Source organism: Micromonospora sp. NPDC048898 (genome assembly GCF_043198035.1).
Taxonomy (GTDB): domain Bacteria; phylum Actinomycetota; class Actinomycetes; order Mycobacteriales; family Micromonosporaceae; genus Micromonospora.
Window position 1 is genome coordinate 39,872 of sequence record NZ_JBICUF010000008.1, and the last position, 17,924, is coordinate 57,795.

Annotated in this window: 16 protein-coding genes; 6 read left to right on the top strand and 10 right to left on the bottom strand. The window is 72.5% G+C overall.

What is annotated here, in order from left to right; translation table 11 throughout:
- Positions 1-175 precede the first annotated feature (175 nt).
- Both ACGFIQ_RS21405 and ACGFIQ_RS21410 read left to right on the top strand, forming a co-directional pair.
- On the top strand, positions 176-922 hold the full coding sequence (locus ACGFIQ_RS21405) for a hypothetical protein (RefSeq protein WP_393246113.1): 747 nt from the start codon (positions 176-178) through the stop codon (positions 920-922).
- Positions 923-935: 13 nt separating this feature from the next.
- Positions 936-1,214, top strand: coding sequence for a hypothetical protein (locus ACGFIQ_RS21410; protein WP_393246115.1), 279 nt, complete (start codon positions 936-938; stop codon positions 1,212-1,214).
- A gap of 96 nt (positions 1,215-1,310) precedes the next feature.
- Here ACGFIQ_RS21410 and murQ read toward each other — a convergent pair whose 3' ends face one another.
- Positions 1,311-2,204, bottom strand: a complete 894-nt coding sequence (gene murQ / locus ACGFIQ_RS21415) for an N-acetylmuramic acid 6-phosphate etherase (protein ID WP_393246117.1) — start codon at positions 2,202-2,204, stop codon at positions 1,311-1,313.
- Between the two features lie 262 nt (positions 2,205-2,466).
- Between murQ and ACGFIQ_RS21420 the strand changes: the two genes are divergently transcribed.
- Genes ACGFIQ_RS21420 through ACGFIQ_RS21430 form a run of 3 tightly spaced genes read left to right on the top strand, consistent with a single transcriptional unit; the run spans position 2,467 to position 8,101 of the window.
- Positions 2,467-4,026, top strand: coding sequence for a sodium:solute symporter (locus ACGFIQ_RS21420; protein WP_393246119.1), 1,560 nt, complete (start codon positions 2,467-2,469; stop codon positions 4,024-4,026).
- An 11-nt stretch (positions 4,027-4,037) separates the two neighbouring features.
- On the top strand, positions 4,038-5,210 hold the full coding sequence (locus ACGFIQ_RS21425) for an anhydro-N-acetylmuramic acid kinase (RefSeq protein WP_393246121.1): 1,173 nt from the start codon (positions 4,038-4,040) through the stop codon (positions 5,208-5,210).
- Positions 5,211-5,233: 23 nt separating this feature from the next.
- Positions 5,234-8,101 carry an FAD-binding and (Fe-S)-binding domain-containing protein gene (locus ACGFIQ_RS21430; protein ID WP_393246123.1) on the top strand — a complete coding sequence of 956 codons (2,868 nt, stop codon included), beginning with the start codon at positions 5,234-5,236 and terminating at the stop codon, positions 8,099-8,101.
- Between the two features lie 15 nt (positions 8,102-8,116).
- Here the strand turns inward: ACGFIQ_RS21430 and ACGFIQ_RS21435 are convergent, their stop codons facing one another.
- The 9 genes from ACGFIQ_RS21435 to ACGFIQ_RS21475 all read right to left on the bottom strand — a co-directional run bounded on the left by ACGFIQ_RS21435 (position 8,117) and on the right by ACGFIQ_RS21475 (position 17,476).
- The gene (locus tag ACGFIQ_RS21435; RefSeq protein WP_393246125.1) at positions 8,117-9,160 is read right to left on the bottom strand and encodes an NAD-dependent epimerase/dehydratase family protein; all 1,044 of its coding nucleotides are present in this window, start codon (positions 9,158-9,160) and stop codon (positions 8,117-8,119) included.
- Complete coding sequence (gene asnB, locus ACGFIQ_RS21440) at positions 9,157-11,127, bottom strand: asparagine synthase (glutamine-hydrolyzing) (protein WP_393246127.1); 1,971 nt, start codon at positions 11,125-11,127, stop codon at positions 9,157-9,159. Before asnB ends, ACGFIQ_RS21435 begins: the two co-directional genes overlap by 4 nt.
- Before the next feature lie 11 nt (positions 11,128-11,138).
- Positions 11,139-13,235, bottom strand: a complete 2,097-nt coding sequence (locus ACGFIQ_RS21445) for a 3-oxoacyl-[acyl-carrier-protein] synthase III C-terminal domain-containing protein (RefSeq protein ID WP_393246129.1) — start codon at positions 13,233-13,235, stop codon at positions 11,139-11,141.
- Positions 13,236-13,273: 38 nt separating this feature from the next.
- Entirely contained in the window at positions 13,274-14,545 is a 1,272-nt protein-coding gene (locus ACGFIQ_RS21450; RefSeq protein WP_393246131.1) for a beta-ketoacyl-[acyl-carrier-protein] synthase family protein, read from the bottom strand.
- Entirely contained in the window at positions 14,545-14,844 is a 300-nt protein-coding gene (locus ACGFIQ_RS21455; RefSeq protein WP_393246133.1) for an acyl carrier protein, read from the bottom strand. The genes ACGFIQ_RS21450 and ACGFIQ_RS21455 overlap by 1 nt, the downstream gene beginning before the upstream one ends.
- Positions 14,845-15,160: 316 nt before the next feature.
- Positions 15,161-15,877, bottom strand: coding sequence for an alpha/beta fold hydrolase (locus tag ACGFIQ_RS21460; protein WP_393246135.1), 717 nt, complete (start codon positions 15,875-15,877; stop codon positions 15,161-15,163).
- A 102-nt stretch (positions 15,878-15,979) separates the two neighbouring features.
- Positions 15,980-16,330, bottom strand: coding sequence for a DNA polymerase ligase N-terminal domain-containing protein (locus ACGFIQ_RS21465; protein WP_393246137.1), 351 nt, complete (start codon positions 16,328-16,330; stop codon positions 15,980-15,982).
- A 48-nt stretch (positions 16,331-16,378) separates the two neighbouring features.
- Positions 16,379-16,669, bottom strand: a complete 291-nt coding sequence (locus tag ACGFIQ_RS21470) for a hypothetical protein (protein WP_393246139.1) — start codon at positions 16,667-16,669, stop codon at positions 16,379-16,381.
- A 9-nt stretch (positions 16,670-16,678) separates the two neighbouring features.
- Positions 16,679-17,476, bottom strand: a complete 798-nt coding sequence (locus ACGFIQ_RS21475) for a group II truncated hemoglobin (protein WP_393246141.1) — start codon at positions 17,474-17,476, stop codon at positions 16,679-16,681.
- A 73-nt stretch (positions 17,477-17,549) separates the two neighbouring features.
- On the opposite strand from ACGFIQ_RS21475, the gene ACGFIQ_RS21480 reads away from it, so the two are divergent.
- Positions 17,550-17,924: a winged helix-turn-helix transcriptional regulator gene (locus ACGFIQ_RS21480; RefSeq protein WP_393246143.1), complete on the top strand. Its 375-nt coding sequence runs from the start codon at positions 17,550-17,552 to the stop codon at positions 17,922-17,924.

Below are 17,924 nucleotides of genomic sequence, written 5' to 3' on the forward strand. Positions count from 1 at the left end.
GCGCGAGCCAGCCACCCAGACATCGACAGAAGGTGTAGGCCGGGGATTCCCGGGGCAAGAACCCGCGCATGGAGGGAACGGCAGAACGCGACGGGCAACCGCTCGGCCAGCGGCACCGTACCGGTGAATCGAGCCGGGCCGGGCTCGCGCCGCGGCTGTCGGTGGCCTCCGTCTGATGCGGCTGCGGCACAGCCTTCCAGCGGCGGCGTTCGGGGCCGCGGCGCTCGGCGCGGCCCTGGGCACCAACCCCGCCCACGCCGACCCGCCGCTACCGTTGCCGACGAGTCTCCAGCTGGTGGAGGTCGGCACCTCGCCCAGCACCATCACCGTGCGGGTGCCCGACCTCGTCGAGGTGCGGCTGTCCGTCCCCCTGCCGTTGCCGACCGCGCTCCCCCTGCCGACCGCACTCCCCCTGCCGTCCACCGCTCCCCTGCCGTCGGCCGTACCGCTGCCGACCGATCCCTCCACCGCCGTACCGACGCGGCCGGTCCGTCCGTCGCCGTCGTCTTCGCCGCGGGCCACGCCCACACCGTCGAACCCGGCCTCCGCGGCGGCACGCGCTGCCTCGCCGTCGGCACCGGCGACGGTGTCCCCGGCCGTGCACCGCACCTCCGACGGCCGGACACCGGATCGGGCGCGGGTGGCGACGGCCGCGGTCACCGACGAGCCGCCCCGGCCACCCGCCCGTCCCGCGTCGGGGCCACCGGCGCTCGTGCTGGCCCTCGCGTCAGCGCCCACCGGTGCCAGCACCGGCGGCACCGATGCACCCTCGTCGACAACCGAGGCTGCCCCGCCCAGCGCGTTGCTGGGCCCGGGGCGCACCGTCACCGCCGTCGACAGGCGCGCTGCCAGCCGACCGGTGGAGCGGGGTCCCCCACCGCCACGACAACTCCTGATCACCCACTCGCGTCCACGACGTTGATCAGGAGAGGACCATGGAGATAGCCGTTATCTGGATTCCCGCCGACATCGAGCCGGCGGAGCCCGCCGTCGCGACGTGCCTTGCGCACCTTCGCCGACACTCGTACCGATTCGCGGGAATACTGCGGGCACCGTGGGAGACCGTCGAGCAGGCCATGATCGACGGGGAGGTGGACGTCGTCGTCATCGCCGACCATGCCCACCTCCCGCCGGACCGGTCCCCCCGGATCGAGCTGGCCACCGCGACCGACGCCGACGGGGACCGAACGGTTTCCTACCCGAAGCTCGGCTGACACGACGAAGCGCCCCGTCCGACCCGGACGGGGCGCTTCGTCGACTCTGGATCGAGCCGAGGGCGAGCAGGCGGCCATCGGTGCGGCCGCCGCCTCTCAGGCCGCGACCGCCGCGCGGACGTCGTCGTCGGCGTCGCGCAGCCGGGCTGCGGCCTCCTCGGCGGTGCAGTTCGCGAGCAGCAGCACGATTGCCGTCTTGGCGTGTCCGTTCGCCGCCGCGAGCGCCCGCGCGGCGCTGTCGAGATCCGTGTCGGCGGCCTCGGCGACGATCCGACGTGCCCGGTCGACGAGCTTCTCGTTCGTGGCGTTCATGTCCACCATCAGGTTGCCGTAGACCTTGCCGAGCCGGGCCATCGTGGCGGTCGAGAGCATGTTGCAGACGAGCTTCTCGGCGGTGCCGGCCTTGAGCCGGGTGGAGCCGGTGAGCACCTCGGGGCCGGTGGGCACCTCGATGGCGACGTCGGCGTACCGGCTGATCACCGCGTCGGAGTTGCAGGCCACCGAGACGGTCGACGCGCCGAGCGCGCGGGCGTGCTCCAGCCCGCCCACCACGTAGGGCGTACGGCCGCTGGCGGCGAGCCCGACCACCGTGTCGCGGGCGGTCAGGCCGACCGCGTCGAGGTCGGCGACGGCGCGGTTCGGGTCGTCCTCCGCGCCCTCGACGGCGACGCCGAAGGCTCGCGCTCCCCCGGCGAGCAGGCCGAGAACCCGGTCGGGCGACGTACCGAAGGTGGGTGGGATCTCGACGGCGTCGAGCATGCCGATCCGACCGCTGGTGCCGGCACCGACATAGATCAACCGTCCGCCCCGGCGCAACGATGCCACGACGACGTCGACGGCGGCCGCGATGTCCGGCACGGCCCGGCGGACCGCCTGGGCCACCGTCTGGTCCTCGTCGTTCATCGCGAGGAGCAGCTCGGTGGGGGACATCAGGTCGAGGTCGCTGGTCTTGTCGTTGCGGGTCTCGGTGCCGAGGGTGCTGAGGTCCACGGGGTTACTCGTTCCTCTCACTGGTGTTCAGTCGCGGTCGGACGACGGGCAGCGGCTCGTCGAGCGCCGCGTCCGCAACGCGTCGTTCCGACCGTGCCAGCCTGGACGGCACGGTGGATGTGGGCCGTCGCGTCGGGCCCCGCATCCCCCGTATCCGCAGGCCGGGACCACAGCGTAGCCAGCCCGGGCGGGGACTGGCAAAAAGTTTCGCGATACGCTAGACATGCGTCACTTATTGACAACTCCTGGTTGGGAGCGAGCCGTGCGTCAACTCGACCTTGTCGTGATCGTGCTGTACCTCGTGGTGATCGCCTATGTCGGACTACGCCTGTCCGGCAAACAGAAGTCCGCGAAGGACTACTTCGTGGGCGAGGGTCGGCTGCCGTGGTGGACCGTCTCGTTCTCCGTGGTCGCCACCGAGACCAGCGTCCTGACCGTGATCAGCGTCCCTGGTGGCGCCTACAGCGGACAGGGGTTCGGCAACGTCGAGCTGGCCCTGGGTTACGTGATCGGACGGGTCGTCGTGGCCGCGGTGCTCATCCCGCTCTACAAGCGGGGTGGCTTCGTGAGCGCCTACCAGTACCTCGGTGAGCGGTTCGGCCTGAAACTCCAGGGTCTGGCGTCTGTCACGTTCGTCTTCACCCGCCTACTCGCCGAGGGTGTACGGCTGTTCGCCTCGGCCATCCCGATCAAGCTGCTCCTCGACGAGTTCGGGCTGAATGTCGGCTATCAGGCGATCATCATCGTTCTGACCCTGATCACGGTGATCTACACCTACCTCGGCGGCATCAAGGCGGTCATCTGGACCGACGCCATCCAGATGGGGCTCTACCTGGGCGGGGCGATCCTGGCCATCGCGGTGCTCAGCCACGCCGTCGGCTTCGACGGCTACTCGCAGGCGCTGGACGCCGGCAAGTTCCAGCTCTTCGACACCAACCTCAACCTCGCGCACGTGCTCACCAGCCCGTTCGCCCTGCCGACCGCGATCATCGGTGGCGCGATCTTCGCGATGGCCAGCCACGGCTCGGACCAGCTGATCGTCCAGCGCATCCTGTCCACCCGCACGCTGCGCGAGGGACAGCAGGCGATGATCTCCTCGGGCATCTTCGTGGTCATCCAGTTCGCGGCGTTCTCCCTGGTCGGCGCGCTGCTGTGGTCGTACAACAAGGGTCAGACCTTCAAGGAACTCGGCCTGTCCAGCAGCGACAACCTCTACCCGAGCTTCATCCTGCACGCCCTGCCGGTGGGCATCTCGGGCCTCCTGGTCGCCGGCATCCTCGGCGCCGCGATGGGGTCGCTGTCGTCGGCGCTGAACTCGATGTCCAACTCCACGGTCGCCGACTTCATCCACAGCTTCTTCCGCAAGGTGCCCTCCGACGACACGATGCTGCGGCTCGCCCGGGTGATGACCCTGGTCTGGGCGGTGCTGATGGCGGTCTTCGCCTGCGCGTTCAGCTCCAGCACCGGCAACGTCTACCTGACCGGTCTGACCATCGCCGGCTACACCTACGGCGCGCTGCTCGGGGCCTTCCTGCTCGGCCGCCTGGTCAGCCGGGCCAACCAGGTCGACGCGTTCGTCGCCTTCCTGGTCACCGTGGCGGTGATGACCTACATCGTGCGCTACGTCAAGATCGACGTCACGACGGCCGGGCACACCGTCCCCACCGCCATCGCCGCGCAGTGGCTGGTGCCGATCGGAGTCCTGATCACCCTGCTGGTCGGCGCGGTGTCGAGCCGGTTCCACGCGGCACCGGCAGCGCCCTACGACCATGGACGCGCCGACGAGATCGACGACGCGGCAGAGCCCGCCGGCCGGGCATGAAGGAGAACCTGATGCGTGTCATCGGCCTGATGTCCGGCACCTCCTACGACGGCATCGAAGCCGCCGCCGCCGAGTTCGACAGCAGCGGCGACACCCTGCGGATGCGACCACTGGGCCGGCTCAGCCACCCGTACCCCGACGAACTGCGCACCCGGATCGCCGCCGCCCTGCCGCCCGCGCCGACCACCACCGAGGCGATCACGGTGTTGGACACCGGCATCGGCCAGGCCTTCGCCGAGGCCGGCGCGCGGGCGCTCGCGGAGCTGTGCGGCGGAGACGCCGACCTGGTCGTCTCGCACGGGCAGACCATGCACCACTGGGTCGACGGTGGGGTGGTCCGGGGCACCCTGCAACTGGGTCAGCCGGCCTGGATCGCGGAGGCCACCGGCCTCCCGGTCGTGGCCGACCTGCGCACCCGCGACGTCGCCGCGGGCGGCCAGGGCGCTCCCCTGGTCGCCCTGTTCGACACGCTGCTGCTGCGGGGCCTGCCCGGCGTCCCCGCCGCGCTGAACCTGGGCGGCATCGCCAACATCACAGTCGTCGCGCCGGATGCGGACCCGCTCGCGTACGACACCGGCCCGGCCAACGCGCTCCTCGACGCCGCCGTGCGCCACTTCAGCGGCGGCACCGAGGAGTACGACCGGGACGGGCGCGGGGCGGCGGCCGGACAGGTGGACCAGGCCCTGCTGCGGCGGCTGCTCGACGAGCCGTACTACCGGCAGCCCGGCCCGAAGAGCACCGGCAAGGAGCTGTTCCACATGCCGTACCTGCTCGCCGCCCTCGCCGACGCGCCGACGCCGGACCCGCAGGACGTGCTGGCCACGCTCACCCGGCTGACGGCCGTCACGGTGGCCGGCGCCTGCCGCGAGCACGGCGTCACCCGACTCGTCGTCTCCGGCGGCGGCGCGCACAACCCGACGCTGATGCGCATGATCGCCGACGAGCTGCCCGACGTCCAGCTGTCCTCAAGCGACGACCTGGGCATCGAGTCGGACGCCAAGGAGGCGCTCGCCTTCGCGCTGCTGGGCTACCTGACCGTGCACGGGCTGCCGGGCACCCTGCCCTCGGGCACCGGCGCGCGGCACGCCTCGGTGCTCGGCAGCATCACCCCCGGTCGCCAACCGCTGCGGCTGCCGGCACCTGTCGACACCGCTCCGGACCGGTTGCTGATCGCCGCCGACTGACCACCCTCCCGGGAGGACCCGCCATGAGCACCGTCGTACCCGCGCCGACCACGGCCGGCGTCCGCGCCCGCGAGGTCGCCGAGCTGCTGCGCTCACGCCTCGACGATCCGAGCCGGGTCAGCGGTGAGCTGCCCCGCAGGCTGGCGGCGGCGCACGACGCCTCGCCGTACCTGTTCGAGCCACAGGCCGTGGTGCGCGCCGCCTCAGTGGCCGAGGTGGGGGCGCTGATGGCGGGCGCCCGGGAGGCCGGCGTCCCGCTGACCCTGCGCGGCGGCGGCACCAGCCTCGCCGGGCAGGCCGGCGGCGCGGGCGTGCTCGTCGACGTCCGGACCGACTGGCGGCACGCCGAGGTGCTCGACGACGGCCGCCGCATCCGGCTCCAGCCGGGCCTGACGATCCGGCAGGCCAACGCTCGGCTGGCCCGCTACCGGCGCCGGCTCGGCCCGGACCCGGCCAGCGAGGCCGCCTGCACGGTGGGTGGCATGGTCGCCAACAACTCCAGCGGGATGACCTGCGGCACCACCGACAACGCGTACCGCACCATGGAGTCGCTGCGCTTCGTGCTGCCGTCCGGCACCGTCGTCGACTCCGGCGCGCGCGACGCCGACGACCGGCTGCGGGCCGACGAGCCGGAGCTGCACGCCGGGCTGCTGCGGCTGCGCGACCGGGTGCGCTCCACGCCGGGGTCGCGCGCCACGATCGAGCGGCTGTTCGCGATGAAGAACACCATGGGGTACGGGCTGAACTCCCTGCTCGACCACGACAGCCCGGCCGACATGCTCGCCCACCTGATGATCGGCAGCGAGGGCACTCTCGGCTTCGTGGCCGAGGCCGTCTTCCGGACCGTCGAGATCCATCAGCACGCCGCCACCGGACTGCTGATCCTGCCCGGCCTCAGCGCCGCCACCGACGCGCTGCCCGCCCTGCTCGCCGCCGGTGCGCGTACCGCCGAACTGCTCGACGCGGCCGCGCTGCGGGTCAGCCAGCGCGACCCGGACGCCAACGCGGCCCTGCGCGCTCTGCCGATCACCGGGCACGCCGCGCTGCTCGTGGAGTTCACCGAGGACAGCGCGGAGCGGCTGGCCGCGACGCTTGCCGACGCCCGGGGTGTGCTCGACCGGCTGCCCGTCGTCACCGGCACCGAACTGACCCGCGACCCGCGCGAACGGGCCACGCTCTGGCACCTGCGCAAGGGCCTCTACACGGCGGTCGCCGGGGCGCGCCCGCCCGGCACCACGGCCCTGCTGGAGGACATCGCGGTGCCGATGCCGCGCCTGACCGGCACCTGCGACGGGCTGATCGGCCTGTTCGACAGGCACGGCTACCCGGACGCGGTGATCTTCGGGCACGCCCGCGACGGCAACCTGCACTTCATGCTGACCCAGTCCTTCGACACACCTGCCGAGATCAACCGCTACGCCCGGTTCACCGAGGACATGGTCGACCTCGTGCTCGCCGAGGGGGGAACACTCAAGGCCGAGCACGGCACCGGCCGGGCGATGGCACCCTTCGTCCGCCGCCAGTACGGCGACGAACTGTACGACGTGATGCGCGACCTCAAGCAACTGTGCGACCCGAGCGGCCTGCTCAACCCGGGTGTGCTGCTCAACGACGACCCGAGGGTGCACCTGCGGCAGCTCAAGGCCGTCCCGACCGTCGACCCCGAGTTGGACGCCTGCGTCGAGTGTGGCTACTGCGAGCCGGTGTGCCCCACCGCCGACGTCACCACCACGCCCCGGCAGCGCATCGTCCTGCAACGGCAGATCGTCCTCGCCACCGCCTCCGGCGACGAGGAGCGCCGCCGCGAGCTGACCGCCGACTACGCGTACGCCGCGGTGGACAGCTGCGCCGCGGACAGCCTCTGCGTCACCGCCTGCCCGGTCGGCATCGACACCGGCGCGGCCATGAAGCGGCTGCGCGCCGAACGGCACAGCCCTGCCGCCCAGCGCACCGCCCGCGGTGTCGCCCGGCACTGGAAGGGCGCCGTGACCGGCGTCCGGGTCGGGCTGACCGCCGCACACGTCGTGCCGACAGCGTTGACCCGGGCCGCCACCGGGGTGATCCGTGGACTCGGCGCCACCGAACTGGTGCCACAGTGGAGCGACGACATGCCGCGTGCCGGAGCTCCCCGCCCCCGACCCCGCAACGCGCCGGACGCCCAGGCGGTGTTCTTCGCGGCCTGCGTCGGCAGCCTCTTCGCGCCGGAGGACGGTCCGGCCGGCGGCGCGGCGGCGGCGTTCCTGCGCCTGTGCGAGCTGGCCGGCGTGCCGGTCGTCGTGCCGGCCGCCACGGCGGGCCTGTGCTGCGGCACACCGTGGCAGTCCAAGGGCTATCCGGCCGGTCACCGCGAGATGGCCGCGCGGACCCTCGCCGCGCTGTGGGAGGCCAGCGACGAGGGTCGCCTGCCCGTCGTGTGCGACGCGTCGTCCTGCACGCACGGGCTGACCCAGCTGACCGGCGCGCTGGCCGAGGAGGACCGGGCACGGTACGACGCCCTGCGCTTCGTCGACAGCGTGACCTTCACCGCCGAGCACCTCCTGCCGGTGCTGCCGCAACCCCGGCGGCTGGGCTCGTTGGCCCTGCACCCCACCTGCTCCACGGTGCACCTGGGCGGCAGCGACGACCTGCGCACGGTGGCCGAGGCGGTCGCCGACACGGTGACCGTGCCGGACAGTTGGGGGTGCTGCGCCTTCGCCGGTGACCGGGGGCTGCTGCATCCCGAGGTCACCGCCGGCGCCACCGCCGCCCAGGCCGCCGAGGTCAACCAGCGCGACCACGACGCGTACGCCTCCTGCAACCGCACCTGCGAGATGGGCATGAGCCGGGCCACCGGACAGCCGTACCGGCACGTGCTCCAGGTCCTCGTCGAGGCGGTCGAACCGCTGGCGTAGCCGGGTGGGCGGTCGTCAGCGGAGCAGGCCCTGGCCGCGGTACCACGCCACCGCGCTGGCCAGGCCCTCCGGCAGCCTGTACGCGGGGGTGAAGCCGAGGTCCGTCCGGGCCCGGTCGGTGGCGCACGTCCACGCCAACTGCCGGATCTCGTGTGCGCGGTCCCGGTTCATCGTCAGTGCCGGGCCGCGCCGGACCGGGCTCAGGTCGCACAGCCAGCCGGTCGCGTGCACGAGCGGGCCCGGCACCGGGATGAGGCGCGGGCGGGGGCGGCCGATCGCGGTGGCGAGTTCCCGGCAGAAGTCGCTCCAGCCGTACACCTGGCCGTCGCTGATGAGGTACACGCCCGCCGCGCCGCCGTCCGGGGGCAGCGTCTCGCCCCGGACGACGGCCGCGATCAGGGCGGCGCACAGGTCGTCCACGTGGACGAACGAGTACTCGCGTTCCGGGCGGGTGGGGCGCAGCTGGGCGCCCAGGCGGGCCATCGGCAGGAAGGACGGCAGGAAGTCGTGGTCGCCCGGGCCGTAGACGATGGTCGGGCGCAGGACCACCGTGGGCACACCGGCGGCGCGGGCGATCTCCTCGGCGGCGAGCTTGCTGCGGCCGTACGCGGAGACCGGCGCGACGGGCGTGCCCTCGTCGCGGGGCCGGCCGGGGCGCGACGGGCCGGCGGCGGCCAGGGACGAGCACAGCACCAGCCGAGGGGCCGGGTCGGCGGCGGCGACGGCGGCGACCAGCCGGCCGGTGGACTCGGTGTTTCCGCGCCGGAAGGCCCCCGGACGGCGGGCCTTCACCTGGCCGGCCAGGTGCACGACGGTGTCGACGCCGGCGACGGCCGCCGGCACGCCCGCGCCGGTGTCGAGGTCGGCGACCGCGTAGCGCAGCCCGGGGATGCCGGCCAGGGCCGTGCGGTCGGAGGTCGGGCGGACCATCGCGACGACTGCGCACCCCAGGTCCGCCAGCCGCCGCACGAGCCGGGCGCCGATGAAGCCGGTCGCCCCGGTGACCAGGATGGTGCGCGATTCGATGCCGGGCCAGCGGTGCCCCTCGGTGCTCGTCATCGCCGCTCGGCGCGTTGCAGGGCGCTGGCGAGCGCCGCCGGGAGCGCGTCCGGTGCGGGTGTGGCCGCCGCGTCGCGGAACACCTCCAGCAGCAGGTGGGTGGTGAGGACGGCCATGCTGGCCCACTCGGCGACCGTGCCCTCCCAGGTGCGGCCGGCTCCCCGCAGCGCGGCCTGGTGCAGCGCGGTCACCTGCGCCGGGTCGAAGAGCCCGTGGGCGCGTACCGCCGCCGGCCCGAGATACGTCGCCGCGAGTTCCTTGCCCGGACCGGTCAGATACCAGGGTGTGATGGGCGTGAAGAACGGTTTCTTGCGGCGGCGTCGGATCGGTGCCGGGACCACGTCGCGCAGGGACTGCTTGAGGATGTGCTTCTCGCTGGTGCCGCGCATGAGCACCCGCGGATCCAGCCGTGCCGACAGGTCCAGCAGCGCCCGGTCCATGAACGGCACGCGTACCTCGACGCCGTTGGCCATGGACAGCCGGTCGCTGAGCACGAGGACCCAACTGGGCAGGCGGGTCTGGTACTCGTAGTGCAACGAGCGGTGCAGCGCGGTGTGCGTCGGCGGGGCCGGCAGCGGTGACGGGTCGAGAGCGCCGCTGGAGGGGCGCAGCAGCGCGGGGGCGACCGCGTCCATCGCCGACCACAGGTAGAACCAGGCGGGTGCGCCGCCGCCGAAGCGATCCGCGGTGTCCGCGAGCCGTCCCGGCACGGTGGCCATGTGGGTGGCCGCGCCGGCCGGGGCGGCGTTGTGGGCCAGCACCCCGGCCAGGATCAGCCGGCGCAGCGGGTCCAGGCCCGCCCGGGTCAGCCGGCCGAGCCGCTGCTCCAGCCGCTGCAGGACGTACCAGGAGTAGCCGCCGAGCAGTTCGTCGGCCCCGTCGCCGGTCAACGCGACCTTGGCACCCTGCTCGGCGGCGATCCGGGTCACCGCCAGAAACGGGGTGGCGACGCCGAACCACTGCGGCGACTCCAGGTGCCACAGTGTCTTCGCCAGGTGCTCGCACGCCTCCGCACCGCCGAACTCGATCTCGATGTTGTCGACAGCCAGTGCCTTCGCGGCGAGCCGGGAGTAGCGGCCCTCGTCGAGGTCCGAGCCGGGCAGTCGGATACTGGCGGTCCGTACCGGTGTGCCGAGGACGGCCGAGATCGTCGCGACGACGGCGGTGCTGTCCAGGCCGCCGCTCAGCGTCGCGCCGAAGCCGACCTCGTCCGGCAGTCGTTTGCGGACCGCCTCGACGAACGTCGAGCGGAACTGCTCGACGGCCGCCCGCCCGCGCAGCAGGTCGTGCGGGTCACCGACCAGCGGGGTGAAGTACCGGTGCAGGACGACCGCCTGCTCGTCGGCCACCAGCAGGTGCCCGGGCGGCAGGTCGTGGACGTCGGCCCAGAAGGTGCCCGGCGCGGTCGGCTGGCCGTAGCCGAACACGTCGCGCAGCCCCTGCGGGTCGACGCGCGCCGCGCACAACCCGGACGCGAACAGGGCCTTCACCTCGCTGGCGAACTGAAGCCGGCCACCGTCCACGTGGTAATACAACGGTTTGACACCCACCGGGTCCCGGGCGAGCGTGAGCCGACGAAGGCGGGCGTCCCACAACGCGATGGCGAAGTCCCCGTCGAGATGGTCGACGAAGGCGAGGCCGTACTCCTCGTAGAGGTGCGCGATCACCGCGCCGTCGCTGCCGCTGCCGAACGTGTGACCGCGCGCGACGAGCCGGGCCCGGAGTGCCCGGTGGTTGTAGATCTCGCCGTTGAAGATGACCTGGATGTCCCCGCGCTCGTCGCTCAGTGGTTGCTGCCCACCGGCCACGTCGACGATCGCGAGTCGCCGGTACGCCAGCCCGATCCCCGGGCCCACGAAGTAGCCCTCACCGTCGGGGCCGCGATGCGCCAGCGAGTGCGCCATCCGGGCCAGCCGGTGCGGCTCGACAGCCGCGCCGAAATCGAGGATGCCCGCGACACCACACATACGCGCTCCCTTCAGATGCGGTACAGCGCGGCGCCGACCTCCATGCCGGTGCTCGCGCCGACGACCACCACCAGTTCGCCCGGCGACACGCCGCCGGCGGCGGACACGGCGCGCAGGCCGATCGGCAGGGCCGAGGTGAACAGGTCGGTGCCGTCCGAGGCGGCCGGTAGCGTGGCCAGCCGCGCACCGAGCACCGGCCAGGTGTCGCGCAACCGGCGTTCGACAGGCGGCGGCAGCCAGGGCGGTACGACCGCGCGGATCGCCTCGGGTCGCACCCGCAGGCGGTCCAGCAACTCGGCGACGACCACGGGCAGGTGCTCGGCGTACGCCGCGGCGGGCTCGGTGCGGTCGGTGGCGCGGATGAAGCTGTGCCCGCCGTCCTGCATCACCCAGGCGCCCCGGTCCGGGGCGGGCGTCGCGACGGAGCGGCTGTGGAAGCCGAGGAAGCCGCTGGCCCGGTCGGGGTCGAGGCGCAGCAGCACCGCCGAGCCGCACCTGGCCACCGCGGGCCCGACGGCACCGGGTTCGCGTTGCTCGACCTCGGAGGCGACCACGACGGCGGTGTCTGCCTTGCCGGCCCGGATGAGTTCGGCGGCGATCCGGCAGCCGTCGAGCATGCCCAGCGCGCCGTTGGCGACGTCGAAGGCGAGGATCTCGCCGGTGGCGGCGGTGCTGCCGTCGAAACCCAGCTCCCCCGCGGCGATCGCGGCGATCGCCGGCTCGGCGATCATGCCGGTGCGGTACACGCCCACGTGGATGAGCAGGTCGACGCCGGAGGCGCGGACGCCCGCCCGGCGCAGGCAGTCGTCGGTGGCGGCACCGATGAGCTGAAGCGTCGTCGCGCCGGGTTGGGCCGCGGCTGAGGCTCCGGGGTGGGCTGAGGCTCCGGGGTGGGCTGAGGCTCCGGGGTGGGCTGAGGCTCCCGGGTGGGCTGAGGCTCCGGTTTCGGCGAGGCCGATCGCGACGGCGCGCACCGGGTGCCGCCACGGTGCCGGGCGGCGACGCGGCGGCGCGGTACGCGATGACCGGGCCCCCCGGGCCAGCCGGTCGGGCAGCCCGTCCAGCCGGTACGCGGCGGTGCCGACGTTGACTCCGGACGCGGCGACCTCGAACAGCACCCGGTCGCCGGTCCGGATCCGCCCGTCGAGGCTCGCGTCGCGCAGCGCGACCGTGTGCGTCGTGGTCGCGGTGTTGCCGCGCCTCGGCAGGTTGTTGATGACGTCCCGCTCGTCCAGGACCACGCCGCCGAAGACCTTGTTCGTCCGGCGCACGGCGGCCTGGATCGCCAGCGTCGACGTCTGGTGCGGGATGAACCGGTCGAAGTCCGTCGGCGACAGGCCCATCGCGCCAAGGGTCTGCTGGGTGTGCGCCACCATCTCCCGGATGCCGGCAGCCGCCAGACCCATCATGTCGGTCTTCATGATCACGCCGCCGTGCGGCCGGTCGGTCGGCCCGGCCACGCAGAGGGTGTGGTACCGCCCGACGGTACGGATGCCGATGTGGTCGAAGCCCCCCGACCCGTCGTCGGCCCGGGTCAGCAGGACGGCCGCACCGGCATCGCCGAGAGTCAGGCAGGCGATACGGGCGTCGAGCTCGTCGGCGATCTCCAGCTGGGCGGTGCGCATGAGATGGGAGATGTACTCACCGCTGACGATCAGCGCCGAACCGATCTCGCCGGCGCGGATGAGCGCGTCGGCGATGTAGATGCCGGTGAACTGACCGGCACACGCGTTCGTCACGTCGAACGCCCACGCCCGTTCGCAGCCGAGTCGGTGGCGAAGGTGGGTGGCCGCCGACGGCTCGTAGGTCGACCGCTGCGGGCTGTCCACCCGCGAGATGCTCGCACTGATCAGCAGGTCGACGTCGCCGAGCCCGATGGACGAGCGGGAGACGCAGTCCTCGGCGGCCCGGGTGGCCAGGTCGAGGGCGTACTCGACGTCGCCGGCGACGCGTCGCGACACGATGCCGGTGGTCTGCTCCAGCGGCAGTGCCAGCCGGTTCCGGCAACCGTCGAGCACCTCGCGGGTGGTCATGACCCGGTCGGGCAGTGCGACGCCGATGCTGTCGATGACGCTGCCGGCTCCCGCCGGGGCGGCCTGGATGCTCACCCTCGACCACCTTTTCTCGGTCGGACGCTGCGATTGCTTCAGTTGGCGTTGACGGTGGCGCCACCGTCGTCGACGGAGGCGAGCACCAGCGCGGCGTTGTGCCCGCCGAAACCGAACGAGTTCGTCAGGACGGGGCCGGGACGGCCGGTGCGTGGGGCGTCGGCGACGACGTCGATGGGGATATCTGACCCGCGGGTGCGCAGGTTGGCCGTCGGCGGGATCTCGCCGTGCCGCAGAGCGAGCAGTGACGCGACGACCTCGACCGCACCGGCGGCGCCGATCAGGTGCCCCAGCGAGCCCTTCGCCGAGGTGGTCGGTGGTGCGGCGCCCCCGAACACGGTGTGGATGGCCTGTGCCTCGGCGGCGTCGTTGAGCGTCGTCGACGTGCCGTGCGCGTTGATGTGGCCGACGTCGGCCGGGTCGACGCCCGCGTCGCGCAGCGCCAGGCGCATGCAGTGCACGGCGCCGCGCCCTTCGGGGTGCGGCATGGTGGAGTGGTACGCGTCGCTGTTGAACCCGTAGCCGGCGACCTCGCCGTGGATGCGGGCACCTCGGGCCAGCGCCCGGTCGAGGCGTTCCAACAGCACGAAGGCCGCACCCTCGGCGAGCACGAAGCCGTCCCGAGCGCCGTCGAACGGACGTGAGGCGGTCTCGGGCTCGGCGTTACGCGTGCTCAGCGCGTGCATCCGGGCGAAACCGGCGACGACGATGGGGTTGACCGCCGCCTCCGCGCCGCCGGCCAGGACGACGTCGGCGCTGCCGTCCCGGATGAGCCGGACGCCTTCGCCGATCGCGTTCGCACCGGCCGTGCAGGCGGTCGAGATGCAGAAGTTCGGGCCGCGCCAGCGGAGTTGCCGGGCGATGAGCGACGCCGCCGCGTTCGGCATGATCATCGGGATGGCCCAGGGGCTGATCCGGTCCGGGCCGTTCTCGACGAACGCGCGGACCTGCCGGTAGAAGCTGTCCGATCCGCCCATGCCGGTGCCGACCACGACCGCGCACCGGTCCGGGTCGAACTGTCTGGTGTCGGCGTCGGTGAACGCGTCCATGGCCGCCGCGTAGGCGAGTTGGCTGACGCGATCGGTCTGCCGGACCATCTTCGGAGTGAGATAGGCGGCCGGATCGAAACCCTGGATCTCACCCGCGAAGCGGGTCGCCAACCTGGAGGCGTCGAAGCTGCGGATCGGACCGATGACGGAACGCCCGGACCGCAGCACCGACCACAGTGCGTCGGAGGTGTCGCCGGCCGGCGTCCTGGCGCTCAGCCCGGTGACGGCGACCCGGTGCCGGGCTGGGCCGTCGCCCGCCATCAGGCGGGCGTCTTACGCTCGGCCTCCCCCACCACCCCGGCGCCCTCGGCGACATCGTCAGCCCCACCGTCGAGCACCATGTCGAGCGCCTGCCCGACAGTGTTGATCTCGCGCAGCCCGTCCTGCGGAAGCCGGATCCCGAGCCGGTCCTCCAGCGCCATCAACAGCTCCACCAGATCGAGACTCTCCGCGTCGAGATCCTTGCGAAAGTCGGCGTCCTCGGTCACCGCCTCCGGCTCGACCATCAGCACCTCGACCGCGACCTCACGTAAAACCGCAAAAGCCTGCAGTCTGTCCATATGCCCTCCAACAATCACCCGAGGTAATCGGTGCCGAATTGGGCTTCACCTGCAAGAGTTGAGGCAGGCTAGCACGCAGGGCCGTTGGCCAGTAAGGCCGATTGCGCGCGGGTCATGGATCCGACTCGGATATGTCATCGCCAATACGACGTGCTCATTCCCAGCGCGTCGACAACCGATCATGAATGACAGTGAACACGCCTGTCGGGCACCGGCAAACAGCCCCGCGTCGTGGCGCGGGGCTGCGGACCGGCAGACGTGCGGCACCCCGGTCAACCGCGACAGCGGTCGACCGGGGTGCCACCAGGATCGGACGTCAGCCGCCCACGCCCCGGACCGCCTCGATGATCGTCTCGGTGACCTCGCTCGGCCGGGCCACCACCATGGCGTGCGAACCGCCGGCGACCTCACGCTGGCCCCGCGGTTGGGCCCGCTCGGCCATGAACCGGTGCGCGGCGACCGGGATGTTCTTGTCGGAGTCCCCGAACACGAACCAGCTGGGCAGCGATCGCCAGGCCGGGTCGCCGGTGAGCCCGTCACCCAGGGCCTTCTCGGTGATCGGCCGCTGCGTCCGGGCCATCTGCGCGGCGACGTCGGCCGACACGTCCGCGACGAACTGCTTGTGGAAGGCGTCCTGGCCGATCGCGACCTCGTTACCGCCGGTCGACAGCGGGTACTTCACGAGCGTGTCGGCAAGCGTGCTGCCGGGGAACTTCCCGGACAGCGACAGCCCCGACTCCCCGGTGTCCGGGGCGAAGGCGTTGACGTACACGAGGGCCCGCACCAGTGGTTCGTCGGCGGCGGCCTGCGTGATCACCATGCCGCCGTAGGAGTGTCCGACGAGAACGACCGGGCCGCCGATCCCGTGGACCACGTCCCGCACGTACGCGGCATCGCCGGCGACCTCCCGCAGCGGGTTGGCGGCGGCCACCACGTCGTACGCGGCGCCCAACCGCTCGATCACGCCGTTCCAGCTTCCCGACTCGGCGAACGCCCCGTGCACGAGAACGATTGTGGGCTGCGGATCAGACATAACGCGCACTCCCTTACTTCGTGACACTTGTTGCACCCATCGGCCGCGCCGGTGCGCCTGAATACCCGTCAGGCGAGGCCGAAACATCGGGAGCCGCCGCCCTCACTCGTCCGCGGGTTGCTCCTTCGTCAGGTGCAACAACCAGCCCTCGCCGGTGCGGATGAGCGCGTACCGGCGCCGGCCGGTGCGGCCGTGCAACGTGAACACCATGCGGCGCTCGGTGCGGTCGTGCTCCTCCCAGGTGCCGATGTCGGCGATCGACTTGTCGGCGTCCTGGTAGGTGAGGTGATCGAGGTGGTGGTCCGGCACGGCGATCGCGAGCCGGTTGTCCCGGGGACTGTCCGGCAGGCCGCGGGGCACCGCCCAGGAACGCAGCACACCAGCCTCCTCGAGCCGCAGGTCGAAGTGCGGTCGCGGCTTGCGGTGGTGGTGCAGCACGAAGGCGGGTGGCACGCCGACAATTGTCGCCGCCCACCACCGCTCTCGGTGACCTGACCCGGCCTATCCGGCGACGGCGGTGGCCATCCGGCGTACCGCATCGGTGATCAGCTCCGGTGCGGTGGCCAGGTTCAGCCGGACGTGCCCGTCGCCGCCGGTGCCGAAGGCCGGACCCGAGTTGAGCGCCACCCGGCCACCGTCGAGGAACACCGCGGCGGGGTCGTCGCCGAGCCCGAGGGCACGGCAGTCGGGGTACTCCCGCCACTTGAGGCTCGTCCGTTGCCGGAGTTGGTCGATCGTGAGTTGGCGAAGGGGATTCGTCGAGACTCGGGCACCGCCCGGTACGCCACTCATGGCCGCAGCCTATTCCGCTCCCCGCGCGACTGTGGACTGCGGGCCGTGCTGGTAGGGCGGCGCCACACCCCAGCCCCAGCGTGGCACCGGTGCCTGCTGGATCGGGTCCGCGTCGGGTTGGGAGTTGCGTACCGCCAACCGGGTGCCCCACTCCAGGTAGCCCACGAAGGCGGCGCGGAACTCCGGATCGCCGGGCAGACCGACCTCATCGGCGGCGTCCGTCATCAGGTTGACCCACCGCCGACGCTGCGCCTCGCTGATCGCCCTGCCCAGGTGCTGGCCGACCATCTGCCGGTAGCCACCGCGCTCCGCCGCGTAGGTGGCCGGTCCGCCGAAGACCTCGGCGAGCCACACCGCCACGTAGCGGGCGTGGTCGGGGTCCATCCGCGCGAACATCGGCGCGAGCAGGTCGTCGGAGCGGACCAGGCGGTAGAAGGCGGCGCAGAGCCGCTCGAACGCGTCCGTGCCACCGGCCCACTCGAACAGGCTCGGTGGTGCGGCGCCACCGGGCCCGCGAACCCCGGTGCGGGTGTAGTGCCGCATCTCCTCGATGTCGGCGACGTACGGTTTGATCGCCGCGAAGAACCGCCCGAACACCGGGCCACCCCGAAACCCGTCGAGGTGCGCGTCCACCGAGGTCCAGGTGATGCGCAGCGCGTAGCAGGCGGGGTCGTCCAGGCAGCGGCTCAACTCGTAGTCCACGCACTCCGGTGCGGCGCGTAGCGCGTCGGCGGCCCGCTCGTACGCTGCCTCGAAGCCGGCACGCCGCTGCTGCGGCACCCGGTACCTGATGTACTCGATGACCATGGGTACAGCCCAACACCCGCGGCGACGATGATCAAGTACGCACCATTCGGTGCGTACCCCCAGGGAGGCCGTGATGCCCAAGCGATACCACTGCCCGGTGGAGGTCGCCGTCGACCTCGTCGGCGGCAAGTGGCGGCCGGTGATCCTGGCCCACCTGAAGGAGGGCGTACACCGCTACGGCGAACTGCGCCGCCGGATGCCGGGGGTCAGCGAGAAGATGCTGACCCAGCGTCTGCGCGAGTTGGAGGCCGACGGGCTCGTCCTGCGGCACGACCGCGAGACCACACCACCGCATGTGGAGTACCGGCTCACCGAGGAGGGCCACAGCCTGGCACCGGTGTTGCAGGCTCTCTACGACTGGGGCACCGCACGGGCCGCGCGCACCGGTGCCACCATCGACGAACCGGCGCGGGTGGTGCCGTCAGTCGCCGACGCCGAGGTGCGTTGA

Bases quoted from the DNA above. Each gene is read 5' to 3' on its own strand.
- ACGFIQ_RS21405 (WP_393246113.1), top strand. From the start codon at position 176: ATGCGGCTGCGGCACAGCCTTCCAGCGGCGGCGTTCGGGGCCGCGGCG.
- ACGFIQ_RS21410 (WP_393246115.1), top strand. From the start codon at position 936: ATGGAGATAGCCGTTATCTGGATTCCCGCCGACATCGAGCCGGCGGAG.
- ACGFIQ_RS21425 (WP_393246121.1), top strand. From the start codon at position 4,038: ATGCGTGTCATCGGCCTGATGTCCGGCACCTCCTACGACGGCATCGAA.
- ACGFIQ_RS21430 (WP_393246123.1), top strand. From the start codon at position 5,234: ATGAGCACCGTCGTACCCGCGCCGACCACGGCCGGCGTCCGCGCCCGC.
- ACGFIQ_RS21435 (WP_393246125.1), bottom strand. From the start codon at position 9,160: ATGACGAGCACCGAGGGGCACCGCTGGCCCGGCATCGAATCGCGCACC.
- asnB (WP_393246127.1), bottom strand. From the start codon at position 11,127: ATGTGTGGTGTCGCGGGCATCCTCGATTTCGGCGCGGCTGTCGAGCCG.
- ACGFIQ_RS21450 (WP_393246131.1), bottom strand. From the start codon at position 14,545: ATGGCGGGCGACGGCCCAGCCCGGCACCGGGTCGCCGTCACCGGGCTG.
- ACGFIQ_RS21455 (WP_393246133.1), bottom strand. From the start codon at position 14,844: ATGGACAGACTGCAGGCTTTTGCGGTTTTACGTGAGGTCGCGGTCGAG.
- ACGFIQ_RS21460 (WP_393246135.1), bottom strand. From the start codon at position 15,877: ATGTCTGATCCGCAGCCCACAATCGTTCTCGTGCACGGGGCGTTCGCC.
- ACGFIQ_RS21470 (WP_393246139.1), bottom strand. From the start codon at position 16,669: ATGAGTGGCGTACCGGGCGGTGCCCGAGTCTCGACGAATCCCCTTCGC.
- ACGFIQ_RS21475 (WP_393246141.1), bottom strand. From the start codon at position 17,476: ATGGTCATCGAGTACATCAGGTACCGGGTGCCGCAGCAGCGGCGTGCC.
- ACGFIQ_RS21480 (WP_393246143.1), top strand. From the start codon at position 17,550: ATGCCCAAGCGATACCACTGCCCGGTGGAGGTCGCCGTCGACCTCGTC.